This window comes from Phenylobacterium sp. (assembly GCF_036563285.1).
GTDB lineage: Bacteria > Pseudomonadota > Alphaproteobacteria > Caulobacterales > Caulobacteraceae > Phenylobacterium.
Map to the genome: position 1 here is coordinate 1,183,307 of NZ_DATCMR010000011.1, position 14,529 is coordinate 1,197,835.

General features: G+C 71.8%; 13 protein-coding genes and 1 tRNA gene. 9 read left to right on the forward strand and 5 right to left on the reverse strand.

Translation table 11 applies throughout. The features are described 5' to 3' along the window. The 5 genes from VIL76_RS16655 to VIL76_RS16675 all read left to right on the forward strand — a co-directional run bounded on the left by VIL76_RS16655 (position 1) and on the right by VIL76_RS16675 (position 4,742). Entirely contained in the window at positions 1-552 is a 552-nt protein-coding gene (locus VIL76_RS16655) for a hypothetical protein (RefSeq protein WP_332046156.1), read from the forward strand. Continuing rightward, entirely contained in the window at positions 543-1,568 is a 1,026-nt protein-coding gene (locus tag VIL76_RS16660) for a tetratricopeptide repeat protein (protein ID WP_332046157.1), read from the forward strand. The genes VIL76_RS16655 and VIL76_RS16660 overlap by 10 nt, the downstream gene beginning before the upstream one ends. After that, entirely contained in the window at positions 1,565-3,454 is a 1,890-nt protein-coding gene (locus tag VIL76_RS16665; protein WP_332046158.1) for an FkbM family methyltransferase, read from the forward strand. The genes VIL76_RS16660 and VIL76_RS16665 overlap by 4 nt, the downstream gene beginning before the upstream one ends. 49 nt (positions 3,455-3,503) lie before the next feature. Continuing rightward, positions 3,504-3,580: transfer RNA gene (locus tag VIL76_RS16670), tRNA-Arg, on the forward strand. Between the two features lie 109 nt (positions 3,581-3,689). Continuing rightward, positions 3,690-4,742 carry a hypothetical protein gene (locus VIL76_RS16675; protein ID WP_332046159.1) on the forward strand — a complete coding sequence of 351 codons (1,053 nt, stop codon included), beginning with the start codon at positions 3,690-3,692 and terminating at the stop codon, positions 4,740-4,742. Here the strand turns inward: VIL76_RS16675 and VIL76_RS16680 are convergent. Continuing rightward, positions 4,739-5,929: a tetratricopeptide repeat protein gene (locus VIL76_RS16680; protein ID WP_332046160.1), complete on the reverse strand. Its 1,191-nt coding sequence runs from the start codon at positions 5,927-5,929 to the stop codon at positions 4,739-4,741. The genes VIL76_RS16675 and VIL76_RS16680 overlap by 4 nt on opposite strands. Before the next feature lie 95 nt (positions 5,930-6,024). Here VIL76_RS16680 and VIL76_RS16685 point away from each other — a divergent pair, with 95 nt between their 5' ends. The 3 genes from VIL76_RS16685 (at position 6,025) to VIL76_RS16695 (ending at position 8,649) form a co-directional block, all read left to right on the forward strand. Continuing rightward, the gene (locus VIL76_RS16685) at positions 6,025-7,686 is read left to right on the forward strand and encodes a glycosyltransferase family 4 protein (RefSeq protein ID WP_332046161.1); all 1,662 of its coding nucleotides are present in this window, start codon (positions 6,025-6,027) and stop codon (positions 7,684-7,686) included. A 76-nt stretch (positions 7,687-7,762) separates the two neighbouring features. Beyond that, positions 7,763-8,152, forward strand: coding sequence for a glycine zipper 2TM domain-containing protein (locus tag VIL76_RS16690; protein WP_332046162.1), 390 nt, complete (start codon positions 7,763-7,765; stop codon positions 8,150-8,152). After that, entirely contained in the window at positions 8,149-8,649 is a 501-nt protein-coding gene (locus tag VIL76_RS16695) for a hypothetical protein (protein WP_332046163.1), read from the forward strand. The genes VIL76_RS16690 and VIL76_RS16695 overlap by 4 nt, the downstream gene beginning before the upstream one ends. On the opposite strand, the gene VIL76_RS16700 is transcribed toward VIL76_RS16695, so the two are convergent. Both VIL76_RS16700 and VIL76_RS16705 read right to left on the reverse strand, forming a co-directional pair. Then, on the reverse strand, positions 8,643-9,221 hold the full coding sequence (locus tag VIL76_RS16700; RefSeq protein ID WP_332046164.1) for a response regulator: 579 nt from the start codon (positions 9,219-9,221) through the stop codon (positions 8,643-8,645). The genes VIL76_RS16695 and VIL76_RS16700 overlap by 7 nt on opposite strands. A gap of 117 nt (positions 9,222-9,338) precedes the next feature. After that, positions 9,339-9,737 (reverse strand): DUF3597 domain-containing protein, encoded by a 399-nt coding sequence (locus VIL76_RS16705; RefSeq protein ID WP_332046165.1) that lies wholly within the window; start codon positions 9,735-9,737, stop codon positions 9,339-9,341. An 80-nt stretch (positions 9,738-9,817) separates the two neighbouring features. Between VIL76_RS16705 and VIL76_RS16710 the strand changes: the two genes are divergently transcribed. Further along, positions 9,818-12,886 (forward strand): rhamnan synthesis F family protein, encoded by a 3,069-nt coding sequence (locus tag VIL76_RS16710; RefSeq protein ID WP_332046166.1) that lies wholly within the window; start codon positions 9,818-9,820, stop codon positions 12,884-12,886. Here the strand turns inward: VIL76_RS16710 and VIL76_RS16715 are convergent. Together VIL76_RS16715 and VIL76_RS16720 are read right to left on the reverse strand one after the other, a co-directional pair. Next, positions 12,883-13,635 (reverse strand): ABC transporter ATP-binding protein, encoded by a 753-nt coding sequence (locus tag VIL76_RS16715; protein WP_332046167.1) that lies wholly within the window; start codon positions 13,633-13,635, stop codon positions 12,883-12,885. The two genes, VIL76_RS16710 and VIL76_RS16715, sit on opposite strands and share 4 nt — an antisense overlap. After that, on the reverse strand, positions 13,632-14,468 hold the full coding sequence (locus VIL76_RS16720; RefSeq protein WP_332046168.1) for an ABC transporter permease: 837 nt from the start codon (positions 14,466-14,468) through the stop codon (positions 13,632-13,634). The genes VIL76_RS16715 and VIL76_RS16720 overlap by 4 nt, the downstream gene beginning before the upstream one ends. Between the last annotated feature and the right edge of the window lie 61 nt (positions 14,469-14,529).

The window sequence follows — 14,529 nt, forward strand, 5'->3', positions numbered from 1 at the left end:
TTGGCCGAGGTGTTCCTCCTGTTCGGCGTCCACTGCTACGGCGGCATGGCCTCCACGGTCTTCGCACGCTCGCTCCTGGCGCTGGAGGCGGCCTGCGCGGCGGGCGGCATCCGGTTGCGCACCGACCTCGGCGGCGGCGAGGCGCTGGTCAGCCGGGCCCGCGCCGGGCTGCTGGCCCAGTTCCTGCGGGGCGAGGCCACCCACCTGGTGATCGGCGACGGCGACATCGGCTTCGCGCCGGACGCGCTGCTGCGGCTGGTGCACGGCGGCAAGCCCGTCGCCGGCGCGGCGGCGGCGGATGGCGGGATCGCGCCCGGTCTGCTGGTGGTGCGCCGCGACGCCGCCCGCACAGTGGCGGACGCCTATCCATCCCTGCAGGCAAGCCTGCGGGACGTCCGCGGCGCGTCGGACGAGCTCGCGCCCATGGTCTTCGAGGGCCTGATCGAGCCCGGGACCGGCCGCTATCTCGCCGACCTCGACGCCTTCTGCCGCCGGGCGCGCGACGCCGGCGTGGAGGTGTTCGCCGACCCCCACCTGCCGCCATGGCGCTGAGCCCGCACGAAGCCGTCGACGCCGCCGACGCGGCGGTTCAGGCCCAGCCGCAATCCGGCCGGGCGCACTACCAGCACGGGCTGGCCCTCTCGGCCGTCGGGCGGCTGGACGAGGCCGCCGAAGCCTTCACCCGCGCCGTCGAACTCGAACCGGAGCAGGCTGCCGCGACCCTGGGTCTCGGCCAGGTGCGCCTGGCGCAGGGCGACTACGAACGCGGCTGGCCGCTCTGCGAGGCCCGCAAGCTGATCCCGTCGCAGAACGCCCGGCCGCTCCCGATGCCCGGCGAGTGGCAGGGCGAGGCGCTCGCCGGCAGGTCGCTGCTGATCTGGCCGGAGCAGGGCTTCGGCGACCAGATCCAGTTCGCCCGCTTCGCCCCGGTGCTGGCGGCCCAGGGCGCCCGCGTCACCCTCGTGACCGACCCGCCGCTGACGCACCTGTTCCGGACCCTCGGCGTCGAGGTGCTGGCCCGCGGCGACAGCTTCCCCGTGCCGGACCACTGGACGCTGGCGCTCTCCATCCCACGCTGGCGGGGGACCACGCTCGAGACCATTCCCGCCGCGCCCTACCTCCGCGTCCCGGACGACCGCCGCGCGAAGTGGGCGGGGCATGGGCCCAAGGGCGCCGTGGGCTTCGCCTGGCGAGGACGCCCCACCCACCCCAACGACCGCCATCGCTCGCTGCCGTCGCCGGAGCTTCTCACCCAGCCGCTGCAAGCCGCCGGCGCGACCCTGATCGACCTGACCGAGCCGGTGGGCGACTTCGCCGACCTGGCCGCGATGGTCGCGCAGCTCGACCTGGTGGTCACGGTCGACACCGCGCTCGCCCACCTGGCCGGCGCGCTCGGGAGGCCCTGCTTCGTCCTGCTGCCCTGGCTGCGCACCGACTGGCGCTGGCTGCGCGACCGCAGCGATAGCCCGTGGTATCCGTCGCTACGGCTGTTCCGGCAGCCGTCATTCGGGGACTGGACATCCGTCATCGGGGCCGTGGCCGCCGCGTACGAAGACCTGCGACCATGAGCGAACCTGACGCGCGACAGATCCAGACCGTCCACGGCCCCATGCTGGCCCTGCGCGGCGACCAGTACGTGACCCGCTCGCTGGAGGTGTACGGCGAGTTCAGCGGCCTGGAGCAGCGGCTCTTCGAGCAGGTGGTCAAGCCGGGCATGACCGTGGTGGAGGTGGGCGCCAACATCGGCGCCCACACCGTGCCGCTGGCGCGGGCCTGCGCGCCGGGGACCCTCTACGTCTTCGAGCCCCAGCAGCGGGTGTTCCAGATCCTCTGCGCCAACCTGGCGCTGAACGACATCAGGAACGTCGTGGCCCTGCCGGAGGCCTCCGGTGCGGAGCCTGGCCACGTGGTGGTTCCGGAGGTCGACTATGGCTCCGACTTCAACTTCGGCGGCCTGCCGGTGTTCAAGGCCAAGGCCGGCGCGCCGGGCCGGCTCACGCGGCTCACGCCCGTCGACAGCCTGGGCCTGGAGAGCTGCGGCTTCCTGAAGATCGACGTGGAAGGGTTCGAGCCGGACGTGCTGCGCGGGGCGCGCGAGACCATCCTGCGCTGCCGGCCGGTCCTCTACGTGGAGAACGACCGCGAGGCCAACCAACAGGAGGTGATCTCGCTGATCGACGAGCTGGGCTACGACCAGTACTGGCATACCCCCGCCCTGTTCGACCCGAAGAACCCCAACGGCGTGGCCGAGAACGTGTTCGGGCCGGTGGTGTCGGTGAACCTGTTCTGCCTGCCCAGGGAAGCCGGCCACAAGGCGGCGGGCGCCAAGATCGATCCGCAGAGCTGGACCTGCCCGGTGGCGGTCCGCAGCGAGACGCCGGAGCACCTCGCCGTCGACGCTGAGGTGGCCAAGGCCCTGAACGAGATCGAGGCCGGGCGGTATCCCGAAGCGGAGAAGCAGCTCCGCCGCCTGCGCAAGCGCTATCCCGACCACAACAACGTCCAGCACGCGTTCGGCGCCCTAATGCACCAGCTGGGCAAGCTGGAAGATGCCGAGGCGGCGTTGCGCAAGGCCCACGAGCTGCGGCCCGGGAGCGCCGAGAGCCGCGTGGCCCTGGGCGGGGTGCTGCTCACCAAGGGCGAGTTCGCCGAGGGCTGGCCGCTCTTCGACTACCGCCACCAGATGGCGCACGCCGGCGGCCGCAAGCCGGCCCAGGCCTTTCCGGAGTGGAAGGGCGAGCCGGTGGCCGGCAAGCACGTCCTGATCTGGCCGGAGGAGGGCTACGGCGACCAGATCCAGTTCGCCCGGTTCGCCCCGTGGCTGGCCCGCCAGGGCGCCGAGGTGAGCCTGATCTGCCCGCCGGAGCTGTTCCGCCTCTTCGACGCCAGCCTCGACGGCGTCCGCGTCCTGGCCGCAAAGGGTCGTGTGGAGATGCCCGACCCGGACTACTGGGTGATGTCGGCCTCCATCCCGGGCCGCGCCGGAATCACGCTGCAGACCATCCCCGCCGAGCCCTACCTCAAGGCGCCCCCGGCCCTGGCGCAGAAAGGCGCGCGCATCGGCCTTGCGGTGCGCGGCAACCCCAGGCACGCCAACGACGCCAACCGCTCGCTGCCGCCCAAGCTCGCCGAGCGGCTGATGGACCTCCCGGGCGCAGTCAGCCTGCTGCCGGAGGACACCGGGGCTGCGGACTTCGCCGACACCGCCGCCATCGTCGCGAGCCTCGACCTGGTGATCTCCGTGGACACCTCGGTGGCGCATCTGGCCGGCGCCCTGGGCAAGCCGGTGTGGATCCTGCTCCCCCACATCGGGACCGACTGGCGCTGGATGCGCGGGCGCGACGACAGCCCGTGGTACCCGACCGCGCGGCTGTTCCGGCAGTCGGAGCAGGGGGGCTGGGCGGCGACCGTCCAGGCGGTGCTGGCGGCCGCATCCCGGGAAATCAGCGGTTGAATCCCGCGCGGGCCGTCGCTAGATAGCGCCCCTCGCCGTAAGGCCAAGCGCGCCCGTAGCTCAGCTGGATAGAGCATCAGACTACGAATCTGAGGGTCGGACGTTCGAATCGTTCCGGGCGCGCCATTTCTTCCCCTGCCAGTTCTCCTCCTGAGAGAGACCAGACGCCGCGCTTGCCTATCGGCGAGCGGCCCTTCAAACATCGGCCCCGTCGTCCGCTGACCCGAGCCGAGCCGTGCCTGACCCCCAAACCCAGTCCTTCAGCGTCCCCGAGCTGGACCGCCAGGCGCGCGCCGCCGAGCAGGCCGGGCAGGTGGACGCCGCGGCGAAGATCTACGCCACCATCTGGCGGCAGACCAAGGACCCGCTGGCCGCCTTGAAGCTGGGCGCGCTGATGGAGCGCCACCTGCGCACCGCCGAGGCCGAAGCCGCCTACCGCGACGCCCTGGGCGCGAACCCCGCCGATCCGGTGGCGCGCCGCCAGCTCGCCTTCGTCCTGCTGCGCCAGGGCAAGTACGCCGAGGGCTGGCCGCTCTACGAAGCCCGCATGGAGAAGGAAGGCGACCGCCGCCGGCCCACGACGCTCAGCTTCCCGGAGTGGAAGGGCGAGCCGGTCCGCTCGCTGGTGATCTGGCCCGAACAGGGCCTGGGCGACCAGATCCAGTACGCCCGCTATGCGCCCGTGCTGCAGGCGCGGGGGATCGACGTGACCCTGGTCTGCCCGCCGCGGCTGAAGCGGCTGTTCCAGCACATGGGCGTGCGCGTGATCCCCGCGGCCGGCGAGGTGAGGCTGCAGCCGCACGACGCCTGGGTGATGACCGCCTCACTGCCGCTGCGCCTGGGCACGACCGTGGAGACCATCCCGCCGGCCCCCTACCTGCCCGGCAAGGCGGGCGGCTCGGGCATTGGCCTGGTGGCCAAGGGCAATCCGCAGCACGTCAATGACGCCAACCGCTCACTTCCCGACGAGGTCGCCGCCGAGCTCGCCGGCTGGCCGGGGGTGACCAGCCTGCATCCCGGCGACACCGCCGTCGGCGACATGGAGGACACACGCCAGCTGATGGCCGGGCTGGAGCTGGTGATCACGGTCGACAGCGCCGCGGCCCACCTGGCCGGCGCCATGGTCAAGCCCTGCTGGCTGCTGCTGCCCTACGAGTCCGACTGGCGCTGGATGGAAGGTCGCAACGACAGCCCCTGGTACCCGTCGATCCGCCTGTTCCGGCAACCCGCCCGCGGCGACTGGAAGAGCGTCATCGCCGAGGTCCGCGCCGCGCTCGAGGCGCGTTAGGCGCGGGCGGCCAGGTCCGCCAGCACCGCCGACACGACCGGCTCCCAGTCGCCGGGCTGCTCCTGGCGGTACAGTCGCATGCTCGGGTACCAGGGCGAATCCGTCCGCTCGCGCAGCCAGCGCCAATCGCAGTGCACCCGCGGCAGCAGGGTCCACACCGGCCTTCCCATGGCGCCGGCCAGGTGCGCCACCGAGGTGTCGATGGAGATCACCAGGTCCAGCCGCTCCATGATCGCGGCGGTGTCGGCGAAATCGCCGACGCCGGTGTCCTCCGGGTGCAGGCTGACCGCGCCCTGCACCAGGATCTGCTCGGCGAAGCGGTCCGGCAGGTTCTTGTGGTCGGCGTTGAAGCCGGTGGGGCTCGCCCGCCACGCCAGGCCCACCCCTGAGAAACCGCTCCAGCGAGCCCGCCGGTCGGCCGGCGCGGAGAGGTAGGGCGCCTTGGGCAGGGTCTCCAGGGTGATGCCCAGCGGGGCGGGGAGCGAGAAGTAGCGGCTCCAGAAGTCATAGCGCTTCACCGTCACCGGCTGGCCGAGCGGCACCGGCACCACCTCGTCGACCCCGGTCGCGGTGGCGATCAGGTCCACCAATTGCGGCCGGCACCCCAGCGCCACGTGGGCGGCGCCGCGGGCTTTCAGGCTCTGGGCGAAGCGGCACATCTGGATCTGGTCGCCCAGGCCCTGCTCGTACCAGACGAGGATGGAACGCCCCTCCAGCGGCTCGCCGCGCCATTCCGGGAACGCCACATTGATCGGCGGGATGGTCTCGGGGCTGAGCGCCACGCGCGGCTCGATCAGCGGCCATCCCTCGGCGTAGCGGCCCAGCGAGAGCAGCAGGTTGCCGAGCGCCATCTGTCCCTGGGGGAAGTCAGGCCTGAGCGACAGCGCCGCGCGGTACTCGGCCTCGGCCTCTGCGGTGCGGCCCTGCTCCGCGTAGAGGTTGCCCATCAGCCGGCGCACCTCCGGCTCGTTCGGCCTCGCAGCGGCCGCCGCGCCGAGCCAGCGCTCGGCTTCCGCGAAGCGGCCGACCTCCAGCAGGCTGATGCCTAGGCCGACGGCCACCTTCAGCGTCAGGGCGGGCTCGGTGAGCGGCTCGAACAGGGCGATGGCCTCAGCGTGGCGGCGCGCGCGCTGCAGCTTGAGGGCGCGTTGGAACGCTGCCTCCCGCTCGTCCTGCCCCTCCGTCACGTTTTGCCTCCGAACCTGCCTCGCGGGGCTATCTAGCGGAGCTGGCGCGGAAGGCGAGTGGCCTCGCGCCGCAGCCCGCGCTATGGGCGGGGCCCGTGGCCGACCTTTCGATCTTCCATCCGCCGGGCCCCTTCGGACTGAAGACCAATCCGTTCGGCGCCAGCGTCGCCAACCTCGGCCTCTTCCGGGCGCTGGCGCTGCACGGCGGCTTCGAGCGCCTCCAGGTCATGAGCCTGAGGCCCACCGAGCCCGACGAGCTGATCGCCAGCCTCCTCGACGGCGCGTCCACCCCGACCAGGATCGAAGGCGGGGTGATCCTCGACCAGCGCACGGTGGCCGCCACGGGCGCGCTGCTGCGCGGCCAGCCGGAGGTGGCCGACCTGGCCTGGTTGCGCCGCCGCACCGTCGGCGACGCCGCCTACAGCCTGGCGGGCCTGGTGCATACGCTCGCGCCCCCGTTCATGCGGGAGATGACGGCGGCGGTCTCGGTGGCGCCGACCCACCCGTGGGACGCCATCGTCTGCACCTCGCCCAGCGTCCGCGACGGGCTCACCCAGATGTTCGGCGAGTGGCACGAGTACCTGGCCGAGCGGATGGGCGGGTCTGCGCCGCCCGCGGCCCAGCTGCCGATCATTCCCCTTGGCGTCGACGCCGCGCGCTTCGCGGGCCTGGCAGACCGCCCGGACGCCCGCGCCGGCCTGCGGCGCGAGCTCGGCCTGGCCGACGACGACGTGCTGGTGATCTGGGTGGGGCGGCTCTCCTTCTTCGAGAAGGCCTTCCCGCAGGCGATGTTCAAGGCGGTGCAGGCGGCGGCGCACGAGACCGGCGTTAAGCTGACCTTCGCGCTCGCCGGCTGGTTCCCCGGCGAGCGGGACCGCGGCTACTACGAGACCGCCGCGCGCGCCTATGCGCCGGACGTGCCGGTCCACTTCCTCGACGGCAACGACTTCGACCAGGTCGGCGCGCTCTGGGCCGCCGGCGACATCTTCCTGTCTCTGGTGGACAATATCCAGGAGACCTTCGGCATCACGCCCATCGAGGCCATGGCCGCGGGCCTGCCGGTGGTGGCCAGCGACTGGGACGGCTACCGCTCCACCGTGCGTGACGGGGTCGACGGCTTCCTGGTCCCGACGCTGCTGCCGCCGGCCGGGGGCCTCGGCGAGTCCATGGTGCTGCGCCACAGCCTGAGCATCGACACCTACCAGGCCTACGTCGGCGCCGTGGCCCAGCACACCGCCGTACACGTCGGACGCGCAGCGCGCGCGATCGCCGAGTTGGCAAAGAGCCCCGACCTGCGCCGCCGCATGGGCGCGGCGGGACGCGCGCGGATCGCCGAGGCCTTCGACTGGCCGGTGGTGGCGCGCCAGTACCGTGAGCTGTTCGAGGAGCTGGGCCGGATCCGGGCCGGGGCCGACACGGCCGCGCTGGCGCGCCGGCCGCATCCCGTGAAGGGCGACCCGTTCCGCGATTTCCGCGGCTTCGCCACCCACGCCCTGAGCCTCGACGGCCGGATCGGTGCGGCGCCTGGGGTCTCCGGCGAGGACGTCCGCTGCACCAAGCCCATCGAGCTCGACCAGGCGTTCTCCGGCTGGCGCGCGAGCCTAGACGAATGCGCGCGCGCCCTCGACCTGATCGCCTCGGGCAGGGCCACGACGGTGCGCCAGCTCCTGCTGGAATTCCCCGTCGAGCGCCGCCGCGCCGTGGAGCTGGGCGTTGCCTGGATGGCCAAGCTCGGCCTTGTCGACTGGCTGACATAGACGGACCCAAAAGCCGCTCCCGTTGGTTTTCCTCCGCTGAGCCCGCAGGCGTAGGGCTCGAGTAAAGAGGAGAGACATGATGCGCCGCTTCCTTCTGGCCGCGGGCGCCGCGGCCCTGCTGGCCGTGCCAGCCACCGCCGATGCGTCCTGCAAGGGCCGCAAGAACACCGGCACCGCCGTGGGCGCCATCGCCGGCGGCCTGCTGGGCAACGCCGTCGCCGGGCGCGGCGTGAAGACCGAGGGCACGCTGCTAGGCGCCGGGGTCGGCGCCGTGGTGGGCCACCAGGTCGCCAAGAGCGGCTGCTCGACTCCAACCCGCCGAAGCGCCTCGCGCAGCCGCACCTATGCGGCCCGGACGGGCGACTACCGGCCGACCAGCTACGCCTCCAGCTGCCGCTGGGTGGAGCAGCCGTACTACAACCAGTACGGCGAGGTCGTTTACGGCCAGACCCGCGTCTGCCGATGATCCGCAGGACTGCTGCGATCGCGGCCCTGGGCTGCCTGGCCCTGGCCGCCTGTGACGACCCCGGCGAGCAGCGCGCCTCAGGTGGCGGCGCCGGGAACCGGATCTGCACGCCCTTCCCGGGCGAGGGCGGCCAGGCCTCTGCGGCGCCCGCCGGGCCAATGGAGGGACGCGGCGCGGTCGACGACTGCCTGCATCGCTGGAGCTATGCGCTCGCCGCTTCGCCCGATCCGGCCGACCACGTGGCCCAGGCTGCGGTCGCCGCCTGCTCGGGCGCGCTGGCCCGCTGGAACCAGCAGGCGCTTGCGCCCACCGGTCCGGGTGACCTGCGCCCGCCGAGCGAAGCGCCGAGCCTGCTGACGGGCGAGGACACCAACCCGGTCAGCGAGCGCTACAACTTCGCCTCGGGCCGCGCGCTGTTCTACGTGGTGCAGGCCCGCGCCGGGAAATGCCCTGCGCCGTCGATGAAGGACGGGGAGCCGGAAGGCCGCCGTTACTGAGCGAGCGAGGCTTCGAAACCCCGGCCGTCGCCGCGCGGCGGCTGGGCGATCGGTGCGAAGACCTCGAGGCCCCGCGGGATGCGCGGCGGCGTCCGGCCGCTGACCAACTCGGCGGCGGCGGGCACGCAGGCGACCAGGCTCTCGAATGCGAACGGCTTGGCGAGCACGCCCAGCGCCGCATCGCTGTTCTGCCGCGCCTGGGTGATCTGGCCGGTGACGAACAGGCTGTGCACGCCCCACCGGCGGCGCAGGTCGCGCGCCAGTCCGACGCCCTCGTCGGCGCCGGCCAGGTTGATGTCCACGAAGGCGAGGTCAGGGCGGCGCCGGCGCACCAGCTCCTGCGCCTCGTCGACGCTGCTGGCCGGCCCCAGGACTTCGTGGCCTGCGGCCATCAGCTCCCATTCGATGGAAGCGGCTATCACAGGCTCGTCTTCTACCACCAGAACAAGCAACTCTGCCTCCGCGGTCGCCGTGATCCGTGCCCCCGGGTTCACTGATAGACCCGCGTTATCCCCACCACCACAAACCAAGCCGAGCAAACGGTGCGGCCGAATGGCGCAGGTTGTAAGCACAGGGGCACGGTACGCTTCAAGCGTAACCGCAAAATGAAGTAAAGAGGCTCCGCTACGGCAGAGCTACAAAAGCAAGCTCTGCCGTAAGTTCAAGCTCTGCTGTAGCAAAGCTTGGCCTTAACGGAGTGAGTCCGGAACGAGACCGCCGTTTTCCGCCAGCTTGCGCATCACCTGTTTGTGCAGCCAGACGTTCATGGACGCCGAATCGTCCATGTCGCCGGTGTAGCCGAGCTCCTTCGCCAGCTCCTTGCGGGCGCCGAGACTGGAATCGATCGAGAGCAGCTTCATCAGGTCCACGATGGAATGCCGCCAGTCGAGTTTCTGTGGATTGTCCTGCGCCATCACATCCAGCACGGCCTCCACGTCCACCTGCGGCGCGGGCGCAGCGGCGGCGGGCGCGGCCTGCGGCGCGGGCGTGGCCTGCGCAGGGGCCGGCTGGCGCGGCTGCGGGGCCGGCTGGGCCTTGGCGGCGCCGGGGCGGAAGATCTTGGACATAATCGAGCCGAAAATGCTCATTTGGGGTTCCTCTCGTGGGGTCGCCCGACAACTCGCCGCGCGGTGGACTTGATCCCCGACGCATGGTTGAAGCCCGCCCGATGAGCCCGTTCGCCGCCGCCCGCGGCCTCTTCGTCGACGCCTTGGTCCGTACGGTCTGGGGTGTCCGCGCCCAGGTGATCGAGCGCCCGGCGGCCCGCGCGGCGCTGCGCGCCATCGGCCGTCCCGCCATCTGGCTGATGCACAGCCTCGCCGGCCGCGCGCCCCCCGGCCCCGCAGGCGGCGGTCTCGAACCCGTCCTGCACCTGCCGCTGAACTATCCGGTCGCCCCGCTGGGGACGCCGCCGAGCACCGCCGTGCTCGTGCACGCCTACTACGTCGAGGTCCTGCCGGAGCTGGTCGCCAGCCTCGAGAACCTGCCCTATCCGGCGGACGTCTTCGTCTCGACGGACACCGAGGCGAAGCGCGAGGCCGCGCTGGCCGCCCTGTCCGGCTGGCCTGGCGCGGTCGAGGTCCGCATCACCCCGAACCGCGGCCGCAACATCGCGCCCCAGCTGATCGGCTTCCGGGACGTCTTCGCGCGTTACGAGCTCTTGCTGCTGCTGCACACCAAGCGGTCGGTGCACACCGCTGAGCTGGAAGGCTGGCGCGACCAGACGCTGGAAAGCCTGCTGCCGTCGCCGGCCGGCGTGCGCGGGGTCTACGAGGCCTTCGCGCGGCTTCCGAAGCTCGGTGTCGTCGCCCCGCGCACCTTCCCCTTCGTGCGCCGCCACATGATCTGGGGCGAGAACTTTCCTGCGTGCCGCGCCCTTGGCGAGCGGATGGGGTTCGCCCTCTATCCGGACAGCGCGCTCGACTTCCCTGCCGGCGCGATGTTCTGGGCGCGCAGCTCGGCGCTGAAGCCGCTGCTCGACCTGAACCTGGCCTACAAGGACTTCGAGCTCGAGGCGGGCCAGAAGGACGGCACGCTGGCCCACGCCATCGAGCGGCTCGTGTTCCATGCCTGCGAGACGGCGGGCATGCGCTGGATCCACGCCGGCACGGGCGACCGTATCCAGCCGCCCGAGCGCATCTTCCACGCCGAGGAGGTGCAGGGTCTGAGGCGCGTGCTCACCGACCAGGGTCGCACCGTGCTGCTGCCAGGCCGGGCGCCTCGGCCGACGCTGACGCCGGCCGAGGCCGCCGCCGCACCCGGCGAGGCCCAGCGCAAGGCCGCCTTCCGCGACCTCTGCCGCGAGGAGCTCGACGCCTTCCTGGCCAGCGGCGAGCGCCTGACGCTCCCGACGTCCACGACGCCGGAGGTGTCCGTCCTCCTGGTGCTCTTCAACCAGGCGGAGCTCACCTACCAGTGCCTCCGTTCTCTGGCGTTCGCGCTCGACCGCCCGAGCGAGGTGATCGTCCTCGACAACGCCTCCTCCGACCGGACCTCGGACCTGCTCGACCGCCTGGACGGGGTGCGGGTGATCCGCAGCCCGGAGAACCTGCACTTCCTGCGCGGCGTGAACCTCGCCGCCGGCGAGGCGAAGGGCGAGGCCCTGCTGCTGCTCAACAACGACACCCGCGTACGCCCGGGCTCGGTCGCGGCCGCCTGCTCGCGTCTGGAGCAGGAGCCCGACCTCGGCGCGGTCGGCGGCAAGATCGTGCTGCTCGACGGGACGCTGCAGGAGGCGGGCTCCATCATCTGGCGCGACGGTTCGGCGGTGGGCCACGGCCGCGGGGCCGACCCGTGGCAGCCCGACTTCCAGTTCCGACGCGACGTGGACTACTGCTCGGCCGCCTTCCTGATGGTGCGCCGCGACCTGTTCGAGCGGCTGGGCCGGTTCGACGAGGCCTTCGCGCCGGCCTATTACGAAGAGACCGACCTGTGCATGCGGATCCGCGGCGCGGGCTTCCGCGTAGCCTACGATCCGGCCATCGAGGTGCTGCACTTCGAGTTCGGCAGCTCCGAGAGCTCGGCCGCCGCCCTGGAGCTGCAGAGCCGCCACCGAGACCGGTTCGTGGAGCGCCACCGCGCCGTCCTGGACGCCGAGCACCTGCCGCCGCAGGCCCCGCAGCTCGACGCCCGCATCCGGCCGCCGCCGAAACGCCGCCTGCTCATCGTCGAGGACCAGGTCCCCTACCGCCACCTGGGCGCCGGCTACCCGCGCGCCAACGAGCTGCTGCACGCCGCCCACGCCGCCGGCTGGTTCGTGACCTTCTATCCGGCCTTCCATCCGGACGCGGACTGGACGACCGCCTACGCCGCCGTTCCGCCGGACGTGGAGATCGCCGCGGAGCGGGGGCGCGAAAACCTCGCGCAGTTCATGCACGAACGGGTCGGCTTCTATGACGCCGCCATTGTCAGCCGGCCGCACAACATGGAGCCGTTCGCGCGCGCGCTTCGGCAGGTTCCGCAGTTCCTCACGCGCGACCGGATCATCTACGACGCCGAGGCCATCTTCGCCGCGCGCGACGCCAAGGGCTCTCCGGCGGCCGTCGCGGCCGAGCTGGCGCTGGCCCGCGACACCGCCGCCGTGTTCGCCGTCAACGCCGCGGAGGCCGCGAGCTTCCGCGCCGCCGGCTGCGGGAACGTGCGCGTGCTTGGCCACGGCATCGAGGCCCAGCCCTCGCGCACCGGCTTCGCGCCGCGCCGCGATGTGCTGTTCGTCGGCGCGCTCGACGAGGACAACTCGCCCAACTCGGACTCCCTGGTGTTCTTCGTCGGCGAGGTGATGCCGAAGCTCGACCGGCTGATCGGGACGGACTGGGTCCTGAAGGTCGCCGGCCGCAGCGCGGCGCCGACGGTCCAGGCGCTGGCCTCGCCGCGGGTGCAGCTGCTCGGCATGGTGCCGGACCTGGCGCCGCTCTACGGCAAGGCGCGCCTGTTCATCGCGCCCACCCGCTTCGCCGCCGGCACGCCTATGAAGGTGCACGAGGCCGCCGCCCGCGGCCTGCCGGTGGTCGCCACCTCGCTGCTGGCCGGGCAGCTCGGCTGGAGCGATGGCCGTGAGCTGCTGGTGGCCGACAAGCCCGCCGACTTCGCCGGCGCCTGCGCGCGCCTCTACCGCGACGCCGAGCTCTGGACGGCGATCCGCAAGCAGGCGCTGGCGGCGGTGAAGCGCGACTGCTCGCCGGCGGCCTTCGCCGCCGTGGTCCGCGAGACCCTCGAAGGAATTCCGCTGCGGCCTTAGGCCGCCAGCAATTCGTCAAGCTTGCGGATGTCCGTCACCGGCGACGCCACCCCGCCCTCCAGCCGCATGACCTTGTTGCAGTAGAGCCTGAGCAGGTGATGGTCGTGGCTCGCCAGCACCAGGATTCCGGCCCGCTCTACAAGCTTAAGGAGTCTCTTGTGCGCCAGCTTCTGGAAGTCGGCGTCGCCCACCGCCAGCCACTCGTCCATCAGCAGCACGTCGGCCTCCACCGACGTCGCCGCCGCGAACGCCAGGCGGGCCTGCATCCCGGCCGAATAGGTCTTCACCGGCAGGCCCAGGAAGGCGCCCAGTCCGGAGAACTCGGCGATCTCGTCCATCCGCTCCTCGATCTCGCGCGAGGAGAGGCCGGCGATGCGGCCGCGCAGGCGGATGTTGTCGATGCCGGTGGCGGACGGATCGATGCCGAGCTGCAGGTCGAGTAGGGCGGCGATGCGGCCCTCGATCTCGATCTGCCCCTCGTCCGGCTCGTAGGCGCCTGAGAGCGCGCGCAGCAGGGTCGTCTTGCCCGAGCCGTTGTGGCCGATCAGGCCCAGCCGGTCGCCCGCCTTAAGGTCGAAGGACACGCCCGAGAGCGCGGTCACCTCGGTGGCGCCGGCGAGCGTCGAGCCCAGCCGGCCGCCAACGGCCACCTGCGCCAGCTTCTTCTTCAGCGACTTGGCGTCGACGCCGTACACCGGGAACCGGAGCGACAGGTCCCGGCAGGAGATCGAGACGGGCGGAGCCTTCATAGGTAGTGCACGATCCGGCGGCGGGTGGTGGCGAAGATGGAGAAGGTCGCAGCCCAGCCCAGGACCAGCATGGCGATCAGCACCGTATAGGTGAGCCCGCTCACCGCCTCGCCCAGCAGCGGCGCGCGGACCGCTTCCAGCAGGTGGTAGAACGGGTTGGCGACGAGGACGAGGTGGTTGTCGCTGAAGCGGGCGTCCGGCAGCCAGAACACCGGCGTCATGAACATGGCGAACTGCACCACCGAGATGACGATCTGCGGCACGTCGCGGAACCGCGCCGAGGCGATCCCCAGCAGCATGCTCGCCCAGGCCAGGTTGCCGACCATCAGCACCACGCCGACCAACGCCAGCAGTGGATTGGACGTCTTCCAGGCGCCGAACCAGATCAGCACCCCCACCACGATGATCAGGTGGTGGCCCAGGTAGATGAGGTTCCGGAGCACCGTGCGCCAGACGAAGGTGAACATCGGCAGGCTGGTCTGGGAGAGCATGCCGGCGGCGTTGACGAAGGTCTGGCAGCCCTCGGTGATCACGCCCGCGATCACCCCGAAGAAGACGATGCCCATGGCCACGAAGGGCATGAAGGTGTCGATCGGCTGCTGGAACAGGCCCGCGTAGAGGAAGCCGATCCCCAGCACCATCAGGGCCATGGAGAGCGTGATCCAGAGCGGCCCCAGGATCGAGCCGCGATAGCGCGAGACCACGTCGTGCCAGGCGAGCGACCACGCCAGCCCGATCCGCTCGAAGGAGTTCCGGAGGTCGCGCAGCGCCATCTGGTACTCGAACAGCGTCCCGCGCCGTCCGGTCCGTAGCATATGGGTGGCGGTGTCCATGGCCTCTCCGACGAAGGGCGGGGGGTATCAGCTAGGATTCTGCGGCGCAAGAATGGCGGGA